This window comes from Legionella wadsworthii DSM 21896 = ATCC 33877, from assembly GCF_000701265.1.
Classification (GTDB): Bacteria; Pseudomonadota; Gammaproteobacteria; order Legionellales; family Legionellaceae; genus Legionella; species Legionella wadsworthii.
The window spans coordinates 132,102-154,409 of record NZ_KL370761.1 but is presented as its reverse complement, the minus strand read 5'-3'; the positions used below and the strand labels follow the sequence as shown (position 1 = coordinate 154,409).

Here is a 22,308-nt window from a genome sequence, read left to right as displayed (position 1 = left end):
ACCATAAGAAGGGCACCTCAAACTATCTTTTTAATAAAGTATAACACTTTTTAATTAAGATAGGATTAAGATTCATTGAATGTTAAGTCTGGTACAAAGCGCATGAAAAAAATACCAGAAGCCTTGGATTCACTGTGCATGAACCCAAGACCCAGCAATTAAATAAAGGCTACCAAGCTGGAATTGCTGAATCGCCAAATAAAATTTTGGCCTTCTCTTTGACTTCATCAGAGTTTAATGCTTTTACAAAGAGCTCTAGCTGTGCTTTTTTTGGAGAGTTTTTCTTAATGACAATAATATTGGCATAGGGAGAATCTTTATTTTCAGTAAATAGAGCATCATGTGTGGGATTTAAACCTGCAGGTAAGGCAAATGTGGTATTGATGACTGCGGCATCTACATCGGGTAATACTCTTGGTAATTGAGCTGCATCCATTTCTTTAAATTGTAGATTGTGAGGATTCGATGCAATATGATTTAAACCCGTGTTTTGATCATTTTTTAAGGTTATCAATTTTGCCTGTTCCAGCAGTTGCAATGCGCGCATTTCATTGCTTGGGTCATTCGGTAAGGCAATGATTGCTCTTTCAGGTAACTGATTCATGGACGTATGCTTTTTGGAATAGATCCCCATCGGATATACAAAGGTGCGTCCTATAGCCTCTAAAGTATAGCCATGGGCTTTGACAGCTGCGTTGAGGTAAGGTAGGTGTTGGTAAACATTTGCATCCAAGCTGCCATCTTGCAAGGCTTCATTGGGCAAGTTGTAATCATTAAAAGTTACAATTTTAACATTTAAACCAAATTTATTCTTCGCTACTTCTTTAGCAGTCTCAACCAATTCAGTTTCTGGCCCTGCAATTGTACCTATGACTAAAGTATTGGGCGATGGCTTGCTACAAGCTACGAGGACTAATAATAAAATACTATAAACAAGAACTCTCATTTAAAACTCCAAATTACAGAAAAATTAATGATGTAAAAAACGTTTTGTCAGATAATCGCCCAACATTTGTATGAGTTGCACCATAACAATTAAAATAACAACAGTAGATATCATGACTCCTGCGTCAAATCGTTGATAGCCATAGTTAATTGCCAAAGTCCCCAAACCGCCAGCACCGACAGTCCCAGCCATTGCTGAATAGTTCACTAAAGTAATTGTTGTCACGGTTATTGCTTGAATTAAGGCAGGAATGGCCTCCGGAAATAGTATATGCATAATAATTTGTCGGGTTGTGGCCCCCATGGAGTAACCTGTTTCTATCAAGCCGGACGGGAGACTACGATAGACATTATCCACTAATCGGGCAAAAAAAGGTGTTGCACCAAGAGTGAGTGGGACAATTGCTGCATTCATTCCTATTGAAGTGCCTACAATGAGTCGGGTAAAAGGTATTATTGCAACCAATAATATAATAAAAGGTATGGAACGGGCCATATTAATAAAAGCTGATAAGGTTTTATGGACTCTTGGCATTTGTTTAATATGGCGTGAGGAGTAGAGCCATGTTCCTAAGGGTAAACCCAAAAGAACTGCAAATAGGGTACTAACAACCACCATGTAAAGTGTTTCGCTTGTTGCAATAAATAAATCATATGCCATCGGGAAGGACATAACCTATTACCTCCACAGTTAATTTGGCTTTTTCACAGCGTTCAATGAATGCTTCGAGTAAAAATTGGTGCGCAGTTAATTCAACCACCACAACGCCACAAGTTACGGTATCATATCGGTCTATATTGGCGAGCAAAATGTTAATATCCAAGTTTAACTCTCGACTTGTTTGACTAATAAAGGGAACAGTCGCTTCTTCACCTTGAAAAAATAGACGCAATAAAGGTTTATCCGTAACGTAGTCTGCGAGTCTGTTAGTAAGACATTCAGGCAATTGCGGACTGAGCTGCGCATAAAGCATGCCGCGGGCAAGGCTGTCTTTTTTATTGAAGACATTGGCAAGAGCAGTCGTTTCTGCTAATTCGCCATCAACCATTACTGACAAACGGTTGCAAATTCTTTTAACTACATCCATTTCATGCGTGATCAGGACGATAGTAATCCCATAAAGGGAGTTAATTTTTTTAAGTAATGCAAGAATGGAATCTGTCGTTTCCGGATCCAATGCTGAAGTTGCTTCATCGCAAAGCAGAATTTTAGGGGAGCAACTTAAGGCACGTGCAATAGCAACTCTTTGTTTTTGGCCTCCGCTGAGCTGAGCTGGGTAGGCTAATTTTTTATCTGATAACTCAACTAATGGTAATAATTCTTCTATTTTATTGCCAATGGCTTCTTCACTCATTCCTTGAATTCGCATAGGAAGTGCAATGTTGTCATAAACATTTTTTGAGTTGAGTAAATTAAATTGCTGAAAAATCATTGCCATTTTGTGACGTGCTAAGGCCAAATCTTTTCTGGAAAGGCTGGTTAAATATTGTCCATCAATAATGACATCACCTTCATCCGGTCTCTCTAAAAGATTAATGCACCGTAACAAAGTTGATTTGCCTGCACCACTTTTGCCAATAATTCCAAAAATTTCCCCTTCCTGAATAAATAAATTAATGTCACGCAGGACAGGTTTACCCGAGAAGGATTTTGTTAGTCCAGTTAATTCAATCATTATAAATAACCTGAGAGTAGCGTGCGGGGCAAAGACCTAGAGGAATGGAACTACATCCGCTTTAGCCGTTTTTTCAAAAAAGAAAACTTTTTTGAGCGTCCGCAAGCTGAATTTCAAATCGACGCCTTGTGCCGTAGTATACACAATTTGTTTCTTATAAACAAATGCAAGGTGTGGGCATCTTACTTTTAACTTTGAAGCTCTTCTCGATTTTTAAAATAATCCAGTGCTTGAGGATTTGCTAAAGATCCCAAATTATTTACAGGTAAACCATGAACAACTTGCCTTACAGCCACTTCAACTATTTTGCCGCTAATTGTCCGTGGAATATCTGCAACTTGAACTATTTTAGCGGGGACATGCCTTGGCGAAGCATTTTTTCTTATTGTTAGACGTATTTTATTAATTAAATCTTCTGATAATTTCATAGGCTCACGTAATTTTACAAATAACACAATGCGAACATCATCTTCCCAATCTTGGGCGATGACAACACTGTCTATGACTTCATCAATTTTTTCTACTTGTCTGTAAATTTCAGCAGTACCAATACGTACCCCACCAGGGTTTAAAACTGCATCCGAGCGCCCATAAATAATTAACCCATGATGCTTTGTAATTTCTGCAAAATCTCCATGAGCCCATACTCCAGGGAAGCGCTCAAAATAGGCACGGCGATAAGCTTTTCTTTCTGGATCATTCCAAAAACCTACAGGCATAGATGGAAAAGGAGCAGTACAGACTAATTCCCCGCGTTCTTCTCGAATAGGATTCCCCTGTTCATCAAAGACATCAACAGCCATACCAAGTCCAAAGCTTTGCAATTCTCCTTTGTAAATCGGGAGGATAGGATTGCCTAGAGCAAAGCAAGAGATAATGTCTGTGCCCCCGGAGATAGAACAAAGTTGTACATCTTCTTTAATCTGTTCATAAACATAATCATAGTTTTTTGGTAATAGCGGAGAACCCGTTGAGAGAATGCATCTTAAATGGCTCAGATTAAATTCTTTTTTTGGGTTAACTCCAGCTTTCTCAATGGATGAAATAAATTTGGCGCTGGTGCCAAAAACTGTAACCTGCTCTTCAGCTATTAGTTTGAATAATCGATTGCTTTCTGGATAGGTGGGGGAGCCTTCGTATAAGGTAAGGGTAGTTCCTAAAGCAAGGGCGGAAACAGTCCAGTTCCACATCATCCAACCACAAGTGGTATAAAAGCATAAGTTATCCTGGGCATGTAAATCAGTATGCAGTCCTAATTCTTTAATATGTTGCAATAGAGTGCCACCCGCGCCATGAATGATGCATTTAGGTTTACCAGTAGTCCCAGAAGAGAACATGATGTAAACGGGATGTTCAAAAGGGCACGAGACGAACTCGCAATGGCTTGCTGGACGCAGGAAATCTTGCCAGTGTTTTGCCTTAGATAACGAAGATATATCGAGGGATTCATTAATATTGGGGCAAATAACAATTTGTGTGAGGGAAGGAATTGCATCATCTAGTAATTTTATTTTTTCCGCACCACTGTGTTTCTTTCCTTGATACTGATGTCCATCACAGATAAATAGCACTTTGGGATCAATTTGGCCAAGTCGGTCAATCGCAGCTTGAGCACCAAAATCAGGTGAGCAAGAAGACCAGATTGCACCTAAAGAAGTAGTGGCAAGCATGGCGATAATCGTATGAGAGGTATTAGGCATTAATGCAGCCACTCTGTCACCGACAGTAACCCCAATCGATTTTAATCCGGCGGCACATTGTGCCACCAAATGGTATAATTCCTCATAACTGATGATTTCTTTTTCATTATTTTCATTGATGCTTACTAAAGCGGGATGGTTGTCTTTGCGTGATAACAGTTTTTCTGCGAAATTAAACTGAGCTCCAGAGAACCAGTGCGCCTGAATCATTTCGGTTTCATGATTTAGAATCTGGTAGGGCGCTGTATCAAATTGAATCTGGAAAAAATCGCACAGAGTAGGCCAAAATGAATCGGCGTGTTTCACCGACCAAGTATGCAAATCCTGATAATTATCTAAAATCTGGGCATTTTTTTTTGCGGCGAATTCCAGGAACTGCCACATTCGTGTTTTTTGGGGGTGTTTGGGCTTCCATAAGATATCGTTCATTTTTCATTTTCTCTTGTATTAATACTAAATTCCGTCAGCCATTAAAATTGAAGCACTTCATGGAGTAGGGGATAAGATGACTCAATATTAAGCACAGGGATTTGCCAACATCGCATTTGCAACTTTTGATTGATTGTTACGCCCTAAAATTCTACAGATCATGTCGCCAGCGGTTACAATTTTAAATATATCCACACCTGTGTTTATCCCTAAACCATGCATTAAGTATAGAACGTCTTCAGTGGCCACATTACCACTTGCTCCGCGTGCATAAGGACAGCCCCCCAGTCCGGCAACGGAGCTGTCGAATCGATGTACGCCATATTGTAATGAAGCATAAATATTGGCTATAGCTTGGCCATAGGTATCATGAAAATGCATTGCTAATTGATTTAATGGCAGGAATTTGAGTGTTTGTTCCAGTAATAGGCGGGTTTGATAGGGAGTACCTACACCTATTGTATCGCCTAATGAAATTTCATCGACTCCCAATTGTATTAATTTTTTTGCAACATCGACAACTTTTTCTGGTGCGACATGTCCTTCATAAGGACAGCCAAGTACACAGGAAATATAACCTCTTACTTTGATATTGTTTTCTTTGGCTAAAAAAAGAACTTGTTTGAAACGAGAAATACTTTCCTCAATCGAACAATTAATATTCCTTTGATTAAACTGTTCACTCGCTGCAGTAAATACCGCAATTTCTTTAACACCTGCTTCCAATGCTTTGATCATACCCTGCTCATTGGGCACTAAAGCAGAATAGTGTATGGACTCCTCTTTAACTATGGCACGAAAGACTTCATTATGGTCAGCCAATTGTGGAATTGCTTTTGCAGAGACGAAACTGGTCACTTCAATATTTTTGAGACCTGAATCACTGAGTAAATTAATTAACTCAATTTTGTGCTTGCTGGACACAAAGGAAGCTTCATTTTGCAAGCCGTCACGTGGTCCTACTTCGATAATGGTTACGTTTTGCGGATAGTCCATGATGATCCCGATTTCGATAGAAGTCTATTTAAGAACTTTCTTCACTTAAAGACAGCAGCTCTTCTCCTTCGTTTACTTGTGCGCCTACACTATAAAAGATATCAGATAAAATACCATCGGTGGGTGCATGAATGGTATGTTCCATTTTCATAGCCTCTAACACGATTAAACGTTCTCCCGCTTTTACTTTTTCACCAATATTTTTCAAAATGGCAACAACAGTCGCGGGCATAGGCGCCGTCAATTGACCTTTATGACCAGTAGACGGTGCTCCCAGATTTTCCCAGCTGAATCGTTCAATAGTAATTTGACCTTGGTTTGTGTACAAGGTTAATAATCGTTTTTTATTATCTACAGTGGCATGAAAATTTTGCAACCTGGTTTCTATACGAAGCTTATTTTCTATTAGATGAGCATTAATAAAATGCTCCTGATTGTATAAGTGAATTTTAAAATTATGATTACTTATTGGAGTGACAAACACATCGATTACTTCATTTTGATCTTTATATCGCCATATCCAATGGCTTGAAATTTGGGATTGCCATGCAAAAGTTTCTTTTAATAAGGGATCCCTCAGTGTATTGAGGTTATTCAAATAATCAAATCCTACAGCCATGATAAGTGCTAACTCTTTATCTACTGATGGAAGTTGAATGTTCTCTTTACTTAAAAAATCAGTACTAAGCTGCGCGTTTCGAAATTTGTGGTTAAGGCATATTGTTTGCAGAAATGGGATATTCGTTTTTACTCCACCAATAAAATAATTGGATAAAGCATGTTCTAATCGGGATAATGCTTCTTCCCGATTGGCACCCCATACTATCAATTTTGCTATCATAGGGTCATAGTACATCGTAATATGTGATCCGCGCTGTACGCCCGTATCAATACGGACCCCTTCTCCAGAAGGTTCTTCTAAAAACTGGATTTGTCCTATAGAGGGGATAAAATCATGATATGGATCTTCTGCATAAATCCGGCATTCTATGGCATGACCATTTGATTTTATTTGATCTTGGGGCAAGGGTAGGGGTTCATCAGCAGCAATTTTCAATTGCCAAGCAACCAAATCAAGGCCAGTAATCATTTCTGTTACAGGATGTTCTACCTGTAATCGTGTATTCATTTCCATAAAATAGAATTGGTCGGAACCATCAACTAAAAACTCGACAGTTCCTGCACCGCGATATTTTATGGATCGAGCCACTTCACAAGCTGCTTCAGCGAGTTTTTTTCGTAGTGAAACAGATAAATTGGGTGCGGGCGCTTCCTCGATAATTTTTTGGTGCCTTCGTTGAATGGAACAGTCACGTTCGAATAAATGGACTACATTGCCATGATTGTCTGCCATTATTTGCAATTCAACATGGCGCGGATTCAAAACCAGTTTTTCAATGATCATGGTATCATCGCCAAAACTTGCAATTGATTCACGTTTTGCCCCAGCCAATGCCGCACTAAACTCGGATTCCTGAAAAACGGCACGCATGCCTTTGCCCCCACCCCCATTGGCCGCCTTCAGTAAAATGGGAAACCCTAACTTTTTTGCTTCAGTTAATAATTCCTCTTCAGTTTGCTCTTTCCCGTGATATCCTGGAGTCAAAGGTACATTGGTTTTTTCCAATAATTGTTTGGCGAGCTGTTTTGAAGCCATAGCTTCCATTGCTTCTACTGAAGGACCAATAAATACAATACCTGCTTTGCTGCACGCTCTTGCAAATTCAGGATTCTCAGACAAAAAACCATAACCTGGATGAATGGCTTGTGCATGACATTCTTTGGCGATACGAATAATATTTGTAATGTTGAGATAGCTGTCTTTCGCAGGTGCATCGCCCACGCAAAATGCACTGTCAGCACTTCGCACATGAAGACTGTCCTTATCAACCGAGGAATATATAGCAACTGTATGTATCCCCATAGATCGTGCAGTTTTGATAATCCTGCATGCAATTTCACCGCGGTTCGCGATGAGAATTTTTTTAAACATGAGTTCCTCATCCATATCTTGTTTCACTACTTATTCGTAGTCAATGATTGTGTAGCCTGGGTGCAACGAAATGAAACCCGGGGTTGTCTTTGATCCCTAGTCCCAATTCGGCTTTTCTTTTCTTAAAAATGCATTAAGTCCATGTTGTCCTTCAGCTGATACTCTTTTTTGAGCAATTAAGGAGGCAGTGTAGTAAACAAGTTCTTCATTTATTTTTTTATCTTTAACATAGTATGCAAGCTTTTTGGAATCTCGAACTGCCTCAGGAGCATTTTCACTCATTTGTTTGGCATAATTGAGAGTAAATTCCAATAAATTATCCTCTGGCACACAATGGTGCACTAAATGAAATGACAGCGCTTTAGCTGCATCAAATATTTCCGCACTCATGAATAAGGCTTTAGCGCTTCGCTCTCCAATTGCCTGAACAACATAAGGGCTAATCACAGCCGGGATTAATCCTAATTTAACCTCAGAAAAGCAAAAGCGTGCCGAATGGGATGCAATAGCAATATCACATGCTGCTGCAAGGCCAGCCCCCCCACCAAAAGCAGAGCCATGAACCATCGCTACTGTCGGTTTAGGACTTTTATTTAAAGTGAACATTAGATTACCAAGAATCATAGCATCTTTGATATTTTCTTCTTCGGTATACTCGGTCATACTCTGCATCCAGGCTAAATCAGCACCCGCAGAAAAATGTTTCCCATTGGCTTTGAGTATGATAACTCGAACTTTAGGATCGGCAATAGCAGTATCCAGATGATGTTGTAATTCCCTGAGCAGTTGATTATCAAAGGCATTATGTTTGTTCACACGGTTCAGTGTGAGTACACACAACCGTTCCTCAATTTCATAAATTAAATCACTCACATGTGTGCTCCTTACATACGAAAAACGCCAAATCGTGTCGATTCAATGGGGGCATTTAATGCAGCAGATAAACTTAGGCCTAATACTTTTCGTGTGTCCTGTGGGGCTATAACCCCATCATCCCATAAGCGGGCACTGGCATAATAGGGATTACCCTGATTCTCATATTGACTGCGTAATTGCTCTTTAAAACGCTCTTCCTCTTCTTGTGGCCATTGACTCCCTTGTTTCATCATTTTATCGCGATTTACTTGAGCCAAAACATTAGCAGCTTGCTCTCCGCCCATAACGGAGATGCGCGCGTTAGGCCATGACCACATGAAATTTGGATTATAGGCGCGTCCGCACATGGCATAATTTCCTGCACCAAAACTACCACCCACGATGACTGTAAATTTAGGAACATTGGCATTGGCGACAGCAGTCACCATTTTTGCGCCATGTTTGGCAATTCCTGATGCTTCATACTTGGAACCTACCATAAAGCCGGTAATGTTTTGAAGAAATAATAAAGGAATTCTTCGTTGGCAGCACAACTCAATAAAATGTGTTCCTTTAAGCGCACTTTCACTAAATAAAATACCGTTGTTGGCAATTATTCCGATGGGATAGCCAAATAAATGGGCAAAACCACAAACTAAAGTAGTTCCGAAAAGCGCTTTAAATTCATCAAATTCTGAACCATCTACAATACGTGCTATGATTTCCCTGATATCAAAGGGTTTTCTGGGATCAGCAGGAACAATGCCATTCAACTCGGAGGAATCATAAAGCGGGTCAACAGTTTCAATACGCGTTAATTGTTGCGGTTTCTTGCGATTTAAATGACTTATAACTTTGCGTGCCAGATAGAGTGCATGGGCATCATGTTCGGCATAATGATCTGCAACACCAGAAGTTCGGCAATGAATTTCAGCACCACCTAATTCCTCGGCGCTAATAACCTCACCTGTGGCTGCCTTGACTAGAGGAGGGCCCCCAAGAAAAATAGTGGCTTGATTTTTAACCATAATGGATTCATCAGCCATAGCTGGCACATAAGCCCCACCGGCGGTACAAGAACCCATAACAACAGCTATTTGGGGTATATTTTGCGCTGATAATTGTGCCTGATTAAAAAAGATTCGTCCAAAATGTTCGCGATCTGGAAATACCTCATCTTGAAGCGGTAAATAGGCGCCTCCTGAATCTACGAGATAAATGCAAGGCAAATGATTCATGAGCGCGATTTCTTGTGCCCTTAGATGTTTTTTTACAGTTAAGGGATAATAGGTTCCACCTTTTACTGTGGCATCATTGACAACAATCACACATTCAATGCCAGAAACCCAGCCTACTCCAGTAATAATTCCTGCTGCAGGTACGACATCCTCATAGACCTGATAAGCTGCAAGTTGAGAAAGTTCAAGAAAAGGGCTGCCAGGGTCCAGTAGTTGTTGTAATCGTTCCCGGGGCAATAATTTACCATGTTTTAAATGGCGGGCTCGTGCTTTTTCATCACCACCCAATGAAATTTGATAAATTCTGTTTTTTAATTCTTCTACCAAGGCATGCATGGCTGCTTGGTTCGATTTGAATTCCTGACTGCCGGTATTGATTTGACTCGCTAATATTGCCATGCGTGTTCCTTATTGTACCAAAATATCACTTAAAACAACGATAGTCCAAATAATCCAAGTGATTGCTATAAAGTGAGGCATAGTGCCGCCTTTAATGAATCGATAAATAAGTGCTGGAATGGCAGTAATAATTACTGGTAATAAAACCAAAACAAGAATTTTACGAATTACAAGGCCCCAGCCCGTTTGGCTAAAGATTGGTGTTAACTTCAAATTAATGTAGGTGAAGAACATATCTACATAAACAATAATAAGATGAGCGTATTTTGCAAATAGTACTACCAGAATACTCAGCGCCAGGTAAATGATACTGTGTCGTAGCATGAACATCCTTTTTTATTATATCCCTATCCCATAAGGGATAGGGGGTTTGTTTTTAAATTAATTCAATTGCCATAGCAGTTGCTTCACCACCGCCGATACATAATGAAGCGATACCACGTTTTTTTCCTTGATGCTTTAATGCATGGATTAAAGTGACTAAAATACGCGCACCCGATGCACCAATAGGATGACCCAAAGCACAGGCGCCGCCATGAATATTCACTTGCTCAGGGTTTAATTCCAATTCTGTCATAGCTGCCATGGTCACAACAGCAAATGCTTCATTAATCTCATAAAGATCCACATCATTTTGTTTCCAGGACGCTTTATTCATTACTTTGCGAATTGCATCAACGGGTGCTGTGGTAAACCATTCTGGTGCTTGTGAATGACTGGCGTGGGCAACGATTCGGGCAATTGGCCGAATGCCACGCTTTTCCGCTTGTCCTGCACTCATTAAAATGAGACTTGCAGCACCATCAGAAATGGAGCTTGAATTAGCAGCAGTTACGGTTCCATCTGCTTTAAATGCGGGTTTTAATTGTGATATTTTTGAAAGTTTTGCCGCATCAGGACCTTCATCGATGCTTACTGTAGTATCCCCTTTACGGGAGCTTATCGTAACAGGCGCAATTTCTTCCTTAAAAGAACCATTTTCTATAGCTTCTAGAGCTCGATTCATGGAACGGGTTGCAAATTCATCTTGTTGTTCTCTGCTGAAATGAAAGTGATTTGCGGTTGCTTCAGCAAATACACCCATTAACTTACCTTTATCATAAGCATCTTCCAGGCCGTCAAGAAACATATGGTCTTTTAATTCACCATGGCCTAACCGGTATCCAGAACGCGCTTTACTCAATAGATAGGGCGCATTACTCATGCTCTCCATTCCACTTGCCAGAACAACATTTGCAGAGCCAGCTTTAATTAAGTCATAAGCCAACATCACTGCTTTCATACCTGAACCACACATTTTATTGATGGTTAAAGCGCCCGTAGCATTAGGTAAACTGGCTTTAATTGCAGCTTGCCGGGCTGGAGCCTGGCCAATTCCGGCTTGCAATACACAGCCGCTAATGACCTCATCGATGTCTGAAGGGTTAATCCCTGCTTGTGAAAGGGCGGCAGCATGCGCAACAGCGCCTAATTCTGGAGCTGATAAACTGGATAAAGTACCTAACATGCCACCCATGGGCGTTCTTTTTGCTGCAACGATCACTATATCATTCTGTTCCATAATCACTTTTTCCTTATGCTGTTTCTTTAAAAAGTTCTCGTCCAATAAGCATTCTTCTAATCTCAGAAGTGCCAGCTCCTATTTCGTATAATTTAGCATCACGCAATAGACGTCCTGTAGGATATTCATTAATATAACCATTCCCACCAAGAATTTGAATTGATTGTAAAGCCATTTGTGTCGCTCGTTCTGCCGTATATAAAATGACGCTTGCCGCATCTTTACGACTGACTAAACCTTGATCGCAAGCGCGGGCAATTGCATATAAATAGGCTCTGGAAGCACTCAAATCAGTGTACATATCAGCTAATTTACCTTGAATGAATTGAAATTCACCTATTGCCTGTTCAAACTGTTTTCTTTCATGGACGTAAGGTAAAACAACATCCATACAGGCCTGCATTATCCCTACAGGACCTGCAGCTAGAATAGTACGCTCATAATCAAGTCCACTCATTAATACTTTAACACCTTGATTCACTTCGCCTAACACTTGCTCAGCCGAAACCTCACAGTGATCAAACACCAATTCACAGGTATTCGAGCCACGCATTCCAAGCTTGTCAAGTTTTTGGGCTGTTTTAAAACCTGGCATTCCTTTTTCAATCAAAAAGGCTGTAATTCCCTTGCTGGCAGCCTGTTTGTCTGTCTTGGCATAAACTACCAGGACATCCGCATCGGGTCCATTGGTGATCCACATTTTAGTGCCATTGAGAATATATTTATTGCCTTCTGGACGAGCATGTAATTGCATGCTGACTACGTCTGATCCTGAGTTGGATTCACTCATAGCCAGAGCCCCAACATATTCTCCACTAATAAGTTTAGGCAGATATTTTTGCTTTTGCGAATGCGTTCCATTTAAATAAATCTGGTTGACGCACAAATTGGAGTGAGCACCATAGCTAAGGCCTACAGAAGCTGAGGCACGCGATATTTCCTCCATAGCGATGACATGGGCAAGATAGCCCATATTGGCACCACCATATTCTTCACTCACAGTAATTCCCAATAATCCCAAGTTACCTAGTTTTTTCCATAAGTGATTGGGAAAAGCATTGCTTTCGTCAATTTGGGCAGCTAATGGCGCAATTTCAGCTCGAGCAAATTGGCGGACACTGTCGCGTAACATGTCATAAGTTTCACCGAGTTGATAGTTCGGTCCAGTATACATAGCTTACTTCCTGTGGTTAAAACTAATTATCGGGGCGCAAGAAACTCATCAACTTGGATGCGTAAATCTTACGAGAGGATAATTAGCCTGTTGATTTTTATAAATGTGTTAGACTATACCCAATCAAGTTGAAGATGCAAATAGAATTATCAGATCTTTTTTAAACCCAAAATAAGTAATGCTTCCCAGCCAATCAGTTCAAAATTTCTCATGTCTCCCAATCCAGAAAGCTTTTATTAAAAGCCATCAGGTAGCATTCAATCTCAATACTTACCACGCATTCAATAAAAATGTTTAATTTCAAAAGACACCGCCTTCCCTAATTACCCCCTAGAAATGAACAAAACAAAATCATTTTGAAACTTCCTAGCCCATAAATTTTTTATATGGTCAAAATTATTTTTATGCAAAGTGCTAATAAATTCTTAAATAATTTTTTATAGAATAACGATTACGCACAGTGACTAAAAAATAATTTATAAAATAAATAATTATACATGTTGGTAATTGGTTGTTTTATAGAATTAAAAAATTGTGCCATTACCAACCATGTTGAGGGGCATTTATGATTTCAAAATTAATAGAATATTTTTGGCCAAATGGTCAAGTAACCCATGCCAATGAGCCAAAAACCGAAACGGAAAAAACCGAAACGAAAAAAACAGAATCGGAAAAAACAGAATCGGAACAAACAGAATCGGAACAAACAGAATCGGAACAAACAGAATCATTAGAAACAGAGGCTTCCAAAAAGGCTGATCCACATGGCCTGGATCGCTTGAAATTTAATCCATACGATCTTGATGAAGTTGAAGAACAACAAAAGAAATTTATTGAAGAACAAGCGATTCAATTTTTTGGTGGACTAGCCGCGGGCGTTTATTTTACGGCAACTGAGAAACCATTGGTTAGCCCTCCTCCGAATAATCAATTTAAGTCGGGAAATCGTCAGGAATTTTGTGACAAATTGGCTAAGGCTGCTGAGGATCCTCGTATTAAATCATCCCCGCATGCTATTGCTTCAGTGCGTGTCATGCAAGGACAAAATAACTTCCAAGAAAAAGCAGGCCAGCCGATGCCGCAAAATACTATTGATATTTTTCTGGAACAAGTTTATGCCCATGCAGCTTTAGATGAGAAAGCAAAGGCGGAGGGACAGGAAGTGGCACCTGCTAATGATCATAAAGATTGTGATATTGAACATCATAAAAAACTGCAAAAAGCTTTTTTGGATTCGGGTTATATCAGTGGAAATATTTTACACACAATTGCAGCGGTTAAAGATTCTGTGACAAAAGATGTTTTCGACGAAGGAGTTCCAATGGCAGCTTTGTGGGCTACCGAGGGACCTGCTGATCCCACTTGTACTTATTATAAAGACATGCGGGAAGTTGCACGGTCGATAGTATATACAGACAGCGATTCTGAACAATCTGAAATTAGCGATGAAGAGCCTGTAAAAAAAGATGACATCGAAGGCACTGTAACTGTGGTAGAAACCTCTGTCGAAATATCTGTGTCAAAAAATGAAGTAGAAGAGACGGTTACTGTAGAAGAAACAGTTATAGTATCGGAATATTCCGGGAGCTTTTTTGGATCCAGCAGCAACAGTGAATCTCAATCCCCAGCTTATCTAGAGCGGGATGAGGTTTCACCAAGTATCGATGAAGTTCAACATTCCACTATTGCACAAAAAAAAGGTGAAGATGATATGGATTACATGACCCGAATTGACGCCATGATGAATTAAAAATTATCCATCCAGAATTATAGTCTTAAGATCTCCTGGAGCATTTCAGGAGATCTTTTTTTTTGCGTCATTCCATTTTAAATGATTGGTCATTATTTGCGCAAAATTTTGTTATTTATATCGGGTAGCAATAATGACAGGCTTGTCTGGATCGCCAATTTCTCTTAATTCTTTTACCAACGCCTTAAATGAATCGCAGGAATGTTTTTTGGGAGTAGAGTTCGCACTGAATTCGTAGCATTGACCATCTTGGGTTTTTCCAAAAGCAACAGTGTGTTGTGACGAAGGCTCATCTTTAATAGGGTATGTCACTATATGGTTTGGCCGACTGTCGGCAACGAGTCGAGTAATGGACTCATCAGTTAAATCGGATGTTTTTACAGTATCGGTACTGACAAAAAAAGTTGAATTGGAGTCAACAAATGCACTGTGTAATCCATCCTTACCTGCTTTAAATAACTCTTCCTCATGTCTTCGCTCTTTTAATACAGCATCATAAATTTCTTGCGGAGTGCCTTTTAAAAAATCTGGGGTCGCCGAATCACATCCATCGATTTGATATTTTGTAAAGAGATTAGCCATTTGAGTGCAAATGCCTTTTTCTCCTGGCTCAGGTGTGACCTGACGTAACACATCTTCTTGACTGGTGAATTCACGAGCAGGTTCGCTTTCTTTTTTGGATGATTCAGAAAAAAAGTCAAATATTTTCCCAAACATTGATTACACTCCTGTAAAAATTTAAGTGAGGAGGGGAGGTGGTGGCATATTATATCATTTGCCAATAAAAAATACTATTTATCGGGGCTGTGATCATACCTAGGTTCATGCAGCTTAGTGTCCTCATGATTCTAGCGAAGCAAAACCCGTCGAATTATGACCCAACAATGTTTTGCAAAAACCCGTCTACCTTATGAAAATGATCTGTCCATGTTGGAGTTTTAAAAAATTTCAAACGCTCCATTTGCGCCGCTCTCATTGAGCTATTTGTTCGACAATATTCTTCAATTGTTTGCATCCACTTTATCGTATCTAATGGATCTATGTATTCCGGTATATTGCCTGCTATTTCATAAAAAACAGGGATGTTACTGGCAATAACTGGTGTGGCATAGGATAGGGCTTCAACAAGAGGTAACCCATAACCCTCAGAAAAAGAGGGGAAAAGCAAAGCTTGTGCATGATGTAAATATGTGACTAGTTTCTGATCAGAGCAACTTGATTCTTCAATGATGAAAGGTTTTAACTGTTTACAATGATCAAGTAGATCTAAAACCTGTTCACATTTCCATCCTCTTTTTCCTATAATGACGAGTTTAGGAGTATGCCCCGAAAATTGCGCTATAAGGCGTCGCCAAATATGTAAAAGGGTGAGGTGATTTTTTCTTCCTTCTATAGTTGAAATAATGACAAAATAAGGTTCCTGCACTAACCTTGGCCCTGGTGTTATGTGAAGGGGTAAACCTGATGCAAGAGGAGCCGAAATCATTGGGGGCCTGCTTTTATGCAGGTTCAAACAATAGGCAGACAAATCATCTAAAGTATTTTGTGAGTTGGTGATAATACCTGACCCATGAATGGAATGGTTCAGGAACTGTATATGCCTGTTTATTTTCTTTTTGTCACTATATTCAGCATAATGGATTGGAATAAGATCATGCACCATAGAGACCATAGGTATGTTTAACTGATGAATCAATTTAAATTTGTGGGGAAACTGATCAATATGCAAAAAGATACTTTTATCAAGATCCTGATGATTGCGTTGTAAAAGCATCCCTTTAATTCGGAGGGATTGCCGCATTGTTTGTAGATGCTCTGTACTCTGGAGGATGTAATCAAATAGTTCCCTGGAGATTTTTTGAGAATAAATGCAGTCTATTCCAGGATAGTGGACAAAGGCACGCGCCTGTTTTTTATAGTTGTGTATATAAGATAATAGGACTCTATCCACCCCAGTCCCTGAATAATGTCCTGTGAGTAGGGTACCCAGCATTCGAGTGACATTAAGAATTAATTTCATACCTGCCTGCAATAATCAAATATAAATTTCAAGAAATTGAGAATATTTTGACCATTTTTCCCGATTGCCATTTTCATCAAGAATTTGGCTGTAGTAATTTTTTCTACTTCGGATAAAACGATCTAGTGCATCTATCCCTGAATCTTTGCAGACTTCAATACGAATATCAAATAAGCTAAAAATTTTATCCCAAGCAAGTTCGAATTTACTTAAAGAATAATAAGTGACTGCAAATTCCAGGTCACAAGCATTTTTCATCATATCCAAGGTATGTTGGGAAGGGGAAATAGAATTACCAATGAATAATATACGCTTGCAATTACGTTGGTAGAACCTTGAGATGATGACTTTTTTTGAAGTAAATCTTGAAAAAGCAGGTTTATGGATTGTGGTTTGTAGCCATTCTTTATGTTTGTTCCGAAGCAGAATAATATTTTTTTCATATAATGCACGGGCATAACCTTTCTTTACTGAGCTTCCTCCTTCTATATGACCTACAACAATCCTTGGATTATATAGTACCTTATATCCAGCTTGATTGACCCTTAAACCGTAATCACAGTCTTCACAGTAGGCTGGAGAATAGATTAGATCAAACCCACCCAGACCATGAAATAAATCTTTAGGTGTCATTAAGAATAATCCAGAGCAGTAGTCCACATGCCGCTGAAAATTTACTTCAAAAATATCGGGTTTCTTACCACGCCCATATTGATGAATACCATTTTGCGTGACGAATACTCCTGCTTCTTGGAGAAGGCCATCTGGAAGAATGATTTTACCTCCGACAATTCCAATTTTTTTACCACTATGGAGTGTTTCTAAGGCGATAGAGAAGGCATCTGAATTTAAATGCCATATATCATTATTAAGAAATAATAAACTTTTTCCTTTTGCGACCATTGCTCCTTGATTTGCAGCTTGAAGAAACCCTATATTATGGGCATTTTTAATCACCAACACATTATGGCAATAATGAAGAAGCTGGGGCGTTGAATCAGTGGATGCATTATCGATGACAATGACTTCAAAGGTTATATTTTGTTGTTTTTGTAATAAACGCAAGCATTCCAATGTAAATTGTGCCTGATTATAAAGTACTAAAATAACAGAAATATCCGGATGATTGACGAATGGAAATTCAATTTTTTCATTTTTTAAAAAAAATTTTTGTAAACGGTCTTGTAAGCTTGAAATTAAATTTTTTCTTTTATAGTTGGCAACATATTTTTTTGAAAGTTTTTCTAGAATATAGTTATTTTTGATAGAATTTAAAAAACGTTCCATGAACTTTATCGTCCTGCTTCTAAATTAATGTGAGACTCAAAGCAATTTAAAATGGCATTCACAGATCTTGAGGGAAGAAAATGAGACATCCTCATCAACATGTGCAAGGACCAGGGAAACGCTATCGTTGCTTTGTTTTTGTGTAGTCCTTTATGGATTTTTTTTGCTGCTTTCTCCCGCGACATGAGAAAAGGTTTCATTCCAGTAAGTCGATCGGACATATCCGTTTTAACATAACCCGGGCAAATTACATTCACCTGTATTTTGTAACGGCTAAGCCAAGCGCGTAAGGATTGCCCATAGGTGTATGTTGCTGCTTTACTGGCACAGTAGCTGGGAGACTGAGGCAGTCCTCTTAAACCAGCAATGGAGCTCATGATGGCAATTTGACCTTTTTTTCTTTCTATCATCCCTGGTATCAATGGGTTCACTGTGTTTATTGTTCCCTGTAAATTAATAGCAAAAACTTGATTAATGTCCTCTTCGTTTTCTGGTTTCCAATCGGATTGTAAGGTGGAAGAAACCCCGGCATTCGCAATTACAAGATCAATAGGCATTTCATTATCTACATTCAATATAAATTCTTTAAGCTCTTTTGCATTTTGGACATCGATGCTTTTAGAAAAAACATTCGCACCTTTTCTCTGACAATTTTGTGTTACATGAACTAATTTTTGGGGATCTCTTGCAACCAGAATTAAATTGACGTCTGAAGCAGCATATTGAATTGCTATTTGTTCACCAATACCCCGGCTGGCGCCTGTAATAAGAATATTTTTTTTCATATGAACTTCCTTTTATTGAAAAGATAAACATGACCTGTTGAGTTGTTGATATGGCCCCATATTTGTAATTCTTATGTTATTACATCGCAAAAATAGCACAAGGAAAATGTTAAAAGGTGAGTAAGATGACGAGTTCATAATTGTTTGATATTATCGTTATCTAATAACAATCAAGGATGTTGTAACTTTTATTGTTTAAAAATCTACTCAGAGTTTTTTATGTTCAACTGGATTTAATCATGATAAAAGAGAAATCACGGACGTGGCAAAGGGCCTCAATGCTTCTTGGCAAATTTTTTGCTCATTATAGCCCTTTCCCAGCAGGTTTTTATACAATTAATTCGTTAATCTTGGCAACGATTGCTGTATTTTTTTCTTATGCTCATTGGTACATTACAGCCATAGTCCTTTTTCTGTTGGCAGGTATTTTTGATGTCATCGATGGCTCTGTAGCGCGAGCTCGGAATATGGCTTCTAATCTAGGCGCATTTGTGGACGGAACTATTGATCGATTTGTCGATTTTGCAATTATTTTTTCTTATTTTTTTTGCGATATAAAGCCATTTTATTTAAATCTCGATCAGCTCATTTGCATTACTTCATTTGTAGTGATTTTACCTTCATTTATTGTGGCCTATGCAAATCATCGCGGTGCAGTTTCAGACGATAATGAAACGTTAATATGGCGTGTGATGAATCGGGGCGAAATGCTTTTCTTTATGATTGGTATATTAATTATTTCTTTGTTTAGTTCTTATTGGGCTGGAATCTTACTGCTCTTTTTAATTTTTTTATCAACGCTCACAATCATACAAACCATTTTTTTAACAATTTATCATGCGACTAAACAACACTCGGCATGAATGATGGCAAATTAAAACTTTAAAAAGGGACTTAAATAGGTAAATTTATGTTAATGGTCGCGTTGCTTATTATTATTTATCTCATAATTTCTACTTTTATTTTACTCATATCGAACTCACCAAAAAAGAAATTAAGATATGTCTATATCTCAATAAATAGTCTTATTATTTTTTGGGAATCCATTCCTTTTTTTAAACCGATTGACTCAAATATTTTGAAGATTTTATATGATTGGTCACCCTTACTGCTTTTGCCTATTTTCCATAGAGAAACAGAAATACTCACCTTTGCTTTTAATCAAATTCCCTATGACGTAAAACTCATTGACCTAGAGAAGAAATATTTTCCCTGGATAATAAATTTTCATCAAAATAATCGTGCGAATTCTTTATTTTTATCTGAGTTTTTACATCTATGTTATCTAAGTTTTTATTTAATTATTTATGGTGTGCCGCTGTTTTTTTACCTAAGGCAGGAATTTGTTTCATTTTACGAATGTCAATTTGTTCTACTGCTGCTGCTTTTTTTATGCTTTTTAACACACTCGATCATTCCTGCTTATGGGCCACGTACCATCTATGAGAGAATCCAGGATAATCGCAGTAGAGGTTTTTTCTTCCGTCTGACTCATAAAGTATTACACAATGGCTCTACTCCAGGAACCGCATTTCCAAGCGGACACACCGGTGTATCTTCTGCTATTTTATTAACAACCTGGCAATTGAATGCGTCTCTATTTTATTTTATTTTACCTTTTGGTGTCGGATTGATTATAAGTACCATTTATGGAAGATTTCATTATATTATTGATATGATTTTTGGTTTTTTATATGCCGTCATTGTCTTTTTTATCGCAATATCACTAGTGTCTTATTACCCATTAATATAAACATTATCGAATGCAAGGGAGTTATAGGGAAATAAAGCGGAGCTGAATCTTATATCAAGGATATACACTAAAGACATTAACGCAGGTAAAGGGTTTACATCTTATTTATTGCCCTCATAGATAAAAATCTTTATCCCGTTAATTTTGTCCCTTCATCTTCATCAGGCACTTCAGGGGCAGCAGCTGTGGATGCAGAATCGGCACCAGCTTGGGGAAAAATACCGACTTTTTTTAAGGCCTCTGCTAAACTATGGGTATCTTTAATTGCCACTTCAGGCTGAGCTAATTCCTCGGGTGCTGGGCTTGGAATGATTGATGCTGGATAAACTTTAACCAATTGATCCTTTACCGTTGATTTTGTTTGCAAAATAGCACCAGTAAGACCAGCTCTGTCTGCAAGACTTATTCCCTCCTCCACATATTCTTTATTGCCGGATTCTAAAATTAAATGAACCTCCTTCCCAGAAAACAGGTCATTAATTGTTCCATCAAATAGGCAAGGGGTGGGAGATTTATCACTGGTACACAGGTTTAAGTCGCCTCGATAGATAACTTTATTGTAATCTGCAGAAATACTTTTAATAGTGGTCAATAACTCGAGCAATCCTTCCTTTATATCAGCATTGTCCTTACCACGAAGCGTTTTATCTAATTTTATAAAATCCTTAGGTTTTAATCCATCAGCTTTACCTAGGGCTGCGCCATTAATCATCGATTGCGTTTTATCATGATAACAAGAAATGATAAGTTCTTTTTTGGGGCTAATTGCATAACTGATATAGATTGATTGAGGCATGGTTTGAGCACCCTTTCAAAAGGTTAAAAATAATTCAAATAAATTAAATTATAGACTATTTGGGTTTATTTTAAACTTTGATTGAATGTGCTGAATCAGAGAAACTCATTGAGTCCAGAGTTTGCTCATAATACTTAATAATGAATTCCTTGGCTTGTAACGGTGATTCAAATCCCCAACTATTACTGTATTTTAAACCAAATCCCAAACTCGCATTTTGAATACTGTATTGGCTTTCATTTAATATCAGCGTTGCATTATCCAAAGCTTCTAAAACAAGTTTATACTCCTGCTCCGCTTTTTCAATCTCATGATTATTCAGTAACCGAATACAGTTTTGACCATGCGCTTCGGCCAAAACCATGTAACCATAACTTCCATACTGTGGCAACATCCGCTTACTATTTGAAACCAGTTCTTGGAATAAAAGATGTGATTCTTCAGGGTTTGCTTTTTTTATCTTATGATAAAGGTATTCGTTATAACGCTGAATTGCATGTACAGAACGATATTGAATTGCGATTTTTAGCGATTCAACTTCAGAGAACCCAAAATCTTTTTTCATATTTTTCCTCGCTTCCTGGGAAAAATGGAAAAAAAAGGCACCGCGTACCAGATCGAACTGATTTAATTGAGGTTGTGAAAAAAATAGGATTAAAGGTAAATTTTTTTGGTGTGATAAGGCTACTCCATAGGCACACCATATTTTTTCCCAATGCTCTTTTAATTCTACCCGGCCACAAAATATTTCAATATTTTCTATGTGATAGGCTATTCGAACGATCGTTTCGACATTTTGATTTTTTATCAATTCAAACTTTTTGTTTTCATCCGCTTGGTTGAAAATATAAATAAGTAAATTATCCTTATCGGATAATTGTAACTGAGTAATCAATGTCTTGGTGTCAAAAAAAGAACGCATTTGAGGTTTAGTATATCTCAATGTTGTTT

General features: G+C 38.4%; 20 protein-coding genes. 3 read left to right on the top strand and 17 right to left on the bottom strand.

The features are described 5' to 3' along the window. Positions 1-169 precede the first annotated feature (169 nt). The 11 genes from BU07_RS0115095 to BU07_RS0115045 all read right to left on the bottom strand — a co-directional run bounded on the left by BU07_RS0115095 (position 170) and on the right by BU07_RS0115045 (position 12,966). A complete protein-coding gene (locus BU07_RS0115095) occupies positions 170-946 on the bottom strand; it encodes a MetQ/NlpA family ABC transporter substrate-binding protein (protein ID WP_031567496.1) in 777 nt (258 codons plus the stop codon). A gap of 24 nt (positions 947-970) precedes the next feature. Continuing rightward, complete coding sequence (locus tag BU07_RS0115090; RefSeq protein ID WP_031567494.1) at positions 971-1,618, bottom strand: methionine ABC transporter permease; 648 nt, start codon at positions 1,616-1,618, stop codon at positions 971-973. After that, positions 1,596-2,621, bottom strand: coding sequence for a methionine ABC transporter ATP-binding protein (locus tag BU07_RS0115085; protein WP_031567491.1), 1,026 nt, complete (start codon positions 2,619-2,621; stop codon positions 1,596-1,598). Before BU07_RS0115085 ends, BU07_RS0115090 begins: the two co-directional genes overlap by 23 nt. A 188-nt stretch (positions 2,622-2,809) precedes the next feature. Next, positions 2,810-4,750 (bottom strand): acetoacetate--CoA ligase, encoded by a 1,941-nt coding sequence (locus BU07_RS0115080; protein ID WP_031567489.1) that lies wholly within the window; start codon positions 4,748-4,750, stop codon positions 2,810-2,812. A gap of 87 nt (positions 4,751-4,837) precedes the next feature. Next, positions 4,838-5,746 carry a hydroxymethylglutaryl-CoA lyase gene (locus BU07_RS0115075; protein ID WP_031567487.1) on the bottom strand — a complete coding sequence of 303 codons (909 nt, stop codon included), beginning with the start codon at positions 5,744-5,746 and terminating at the stop codon, positions 4,838-4,840. Positions 5,747-5,774: 28 nt separating this feature from the next. After that, positions 5,775-7,739 (bottom strand): acetyl/propionyl/methylcrotonyl-CoA carboxylase subunit alpha, encoded by a 1,965-nt coding sequence (locus BU07_RS0115070; RefSeq protein ID WP_031567485.1) that lies wholly within the window; start codon positions 7,737-7,739, stop codon positions 5,775-5,777. Between the two features lie 96 nt (positions 7,740-7,835). After that, positions 7,836-8,612, bottom strand: coding sequence for an enoyl-CoA hydratase-related protein (locus BU07_RS0115065; protein ID WP_031567483.1), 777 nt, complete (start codon positions 8,610-8,612; stop codon positions 7,836-7,838). A gap of 11 nt (positions 8,613-8,623) precedes the next feature. After that, positions 8,624-10,231: a carboxyl transferase domain-containing protein gene (locus BU07_RS0115060; RefSeq protein WP_031567480.1), complete on the bottom strand. Its 1,608-nt coding sequence runs from the start codon at positions 10,229-10,231 to the stop codon at positions 8,624-8,626. Between the two features lie 9 nt (positions 10,232-10,240). Then, positions 10,241-10,555, bottom strand: coding sequence for a hypothetical protein (locus tag BU07_RS0115055; protein ID WP_031567478.1), 315 nt, complete (start codon positions 10,553-10,555; stop codon positions 10,241-10,243). A 52-nt stretch (positions 10,556-10,607) separates the two neighbouring features. Then, on the bottom strand, positions 10,608-11,792 hold the full coding sequence (locus BU07_RS0115050; protein ID WP_031567477.1) for an acetyl-CoA C-acyltransferase: 1,185 nt from the start codon (positions 11,790-11,792) through the stop codon (positions 10,608-10,610). Between the two features lie 13 nt (positions 11,793-11,805). Next, complete coding sequence (locus tag BU07_RS0115045; RefSeq protein ID WP_031567475.1) at positions 11,806-12,966, bottom strand: isovaleryl-CoA dehydrogenase; 1,161 nt, start codon at positions 12,964-12,966, stop codon at positions 11,806-11,808. 565 nt (positions 12,967-13,531) lie between these two features. Here BU07_RS0115045 and BU07_RS0115040 point away from each other — a divergent pair. Next, the gene (locus BU07_RS0115040) at positions 13,532-14,716 is read left to right on the top strand and encodes a hypothetical protein (RefSeq protein WP_031567473.1); all 1,185 of its coding nucleotides are present in this window, start codon (positions 13,532-13,534) and stop codon (positions 14,714-14,716) included. Between the two features lie 111 nt (positions 14,717-14,827). Here BU07_RS0115040 and BU07_RS0115035 read toward each other — a convergent pair whose 3' ends face one another. The 4 genes from BU07_RS0115035 to BU07_RS0115020 form a co-directional block, all read right to left on the bottom strand. After that, positions 14,828-15,433: a hypothetical protein gene (locus BU07_RS0115035; protein ID WP_031567470.1), complete on the bottom strand. Its 606-nt coding sequence runs from the start codon at positions 15,431-15,433 to the stop codon at positions 14,828-14,830. A 154-nt stretch (positions 15,434-15,587) separates the two neighbouring features. Next, positions 15,588-16,736: a glycosyltransferase family 4 protein gene (locus tag BU07_RS0115030; RefSeq protein WP_031567468.1), complete on the bottom strand. Its 1,149-nt coding sequence runs from the start codon at positions 16,734-16,736 to the stop codon at positions 15,588-15,590. A gap of 15 nt (positions 16,737-16,751) precedes the next feature. Further along, positions 16,752-18,023: a glycosyltransferase family 2 protein gene (locus BU07_RS17090; protein ID WP_031567465.1), complete on the bottom strand. Its 1,272-nt coding sequence runs from the start codon at positions 18,021-18,023 to the stop codon at positions 16,752-16,754. 5 nt (positions 18,024-18,028) lie between these two features. Beyond that, positions 18,029-18,808 carry an SDR family NAD(P)-dependent oxidoreductase gene (locus BU07_RS0115020; protein ID WP_031567463.1) on the bottom strand — a complete coding sequence of 260 codons (780 nt, stop codon included), beginning with the start codon at positions 18,806-18,808 and terminating at the stop codon, positions 18,029-18,031. A 239-nt stretch (positions 18,809-19,047) separates the two neighbouring features. Here BU07_RS0115020 and BU07_RS17085 point away from each other — a divergent pair, with 239 nt between their 5' ends. Beyond that, entirely contained in the window at positions 19,048-19,671 is a 624-nt protein-coding gene (locus tag BU07_RS17085; protein ID WP_031567461.1) for a CDP-alcohol phosphatidyltransferase family protein, read from the top strand. Positions 19,672-19,718: 47 nt separating this feature from the next. Next, positions 19,719-20,561, top strand: a complete 843-nt coding sequence (locus tag BU07_RS0115010) for a phosphatase PAP2 family protein (RefSeq protein WP_031567460.1) — start codon at positions 19,719-19,721, stop codon at positions 20,559-20,561. A 130-nt stretch (positions 20,562-20,691) separates the two neighbouring features. Here BU07_RS0115010 and BU07_RS0115005 read toward each other — a convergent pair whose 3' ends face one another. After that, positions 20,692-21,357, bottom strand: coding sequence for a hypothetical protein (locus tag BU07_RS0115005; RefSeq protein WP_031567458.1), 666 nt, complete (start codon positions 21,355-21,357; stop codon positions 20,692-20,694). Positions 21,358-21,427: 70 nt separating this feature from the next. Further along, entirely contained in the window at positions 21,428-22,300 is an 873-nt protein-coding gene (locus BU07_RS0115000) for a DUF5630 domain-containing protein (RefSeq protein WP_242601900.1), read from the bottom strand. Positions 22,301-22,308: the final 8 nt, after the last annotated feature.

What these genes read in the sequence shown, in the direction of transcription:
- BU07_RS0115095 (WP_031567496.1), bottom strand. Translation starts at nt 946, where the DNA reads ATGAGAGTTCTTGTTTATAGTATTTTATTATTAGTCCTCGTAGCTTGT.
- BU07_RS0115090 (WP_031567494.1), bottom strand. Translation starts at nt 1,618, where the DNA reads ATGTCCTTCCCGATGGCATATGATTTATTTATTGCAACAAGCGAAACA.
- BU07_RS0115085 (WP_031567491.1), bottom strand. Translation starts at nt 2,621, where the DNA reads ATGATTGAATTAACTGGACTAACAAAATCCTTCTCGGGTAAACCTGTC.
- BU07_RS0115080 (WP_031567489.1), bottom strand. Translation starts at nt 4,750, where the DNA reads ATGAACGATATCTTATGGAAGCCCAAACACCCCCAAAAAACACGAATG.
- BU07_RS0115075 (WP_031567487.1), bottom strand. Translation starts at nt 5,746, where the DNA reads ATGGACTATCCGCAAAACGTAACCATTATCGAAGTAGGACCACGTGAC.
- BU07_RS0115070 (WP_031567485.1), bottom strand. Translation starts at nt 7,739, where the DNA reads ATGTTTAAAAAAATTCTCATCGCGAACCGCGGTGAAATTGCATGCAGG.
- BU07_RS0115060 (WP_031567480.1), bottom strand. Translation starts at nt 10,231, where the DNA reads ATGGCAATATTAGCGAGTCAAATCAATACCGGCAGTCAGGAATTCAAA.
- BU07_RS0115055 (WP_031567478.1), bottom strand. Translation starts at nt 10,555, where the DNA reads ATGCTACGACACAGTATCATTTACCTGGCGCTGAGTATTCTGGTAGTA.
- BU07_RS0115050 (WP_031567477.1), bottom strand. Translation starts at nt 11,792, where the DNA reads ATGGAACAGAATGATATAGTGATCGTTGCAGCAAAAAGAACGCCCATG.
- BU07_RS0115045 (WP_031567475.1), bottom strand. Translation starts at nt 12,966, where the DNA reads ATGTATACTGGACCGAACTATCAACTCGGTGAAACTTATGACATGTTA.
- BU07_RS0115040 (WP_031567473.1), top strand. Translation starts at nt 13,532, where the DNA reads ATGATTTCAAAATTAATAGAATATTTTTGGCCAAATGGTCAAGTAACC.
- BU07_RS0115035 (WP_031567470.1), bottom strand. Translation starts at nt 15,433, where the DNA reads ATGTTTGGGAAAATATTTGACTTTTTTTCTGAATCATCCAAAAAAGAA.
- BU07_RS0115030 (WP_031567468.1), bottom strand. Translation starts at nt 16,736, where the DNA reads ATGAAATTAATTCTTAATGTCACTCGAATGCTGGGTACCCTACTCACA.
- BU07_RS17090 (WP_031567465.1), bottom strand. Translation starts at nt 18,023, where the DNA reads ATGGAACGTTTTTTAAATTCTATCAAAAATAACTATATTCTAGAAAAA.
- BU07_RS0115020 (WP_031567463.1), bottom strand. Translation starts at nt 18,808, where the DNA reads ATGAAAAAAAATATTCTTATTACAGGCGCCAGCCGGGGTATTGGTGAA.
- BU07_RS17085 (WP_031567461.1), top strand. Translation starts at nt 19,048, where the DNA reads ATGATAAAAGAGAAATCACGGACGTGGCAAAGGGCCTCAATGCTTCTT.
- BU07_RS0115010 (WP_031567460.1), top strand. Translation starts at nt 19,719, where the DNA reads ATGTTAATGGTCGCGTTGCTTATTATTATTTATCTCATAATTTCTACT.
- BU07_RS0115005 (WP_031567458.1), bottom strand. Translation starts at nt 21,357, where the DNA reads ATGCCTCAATCAATCTATATCAGTTATGCAATTAGCCCCAAAAAAGAA.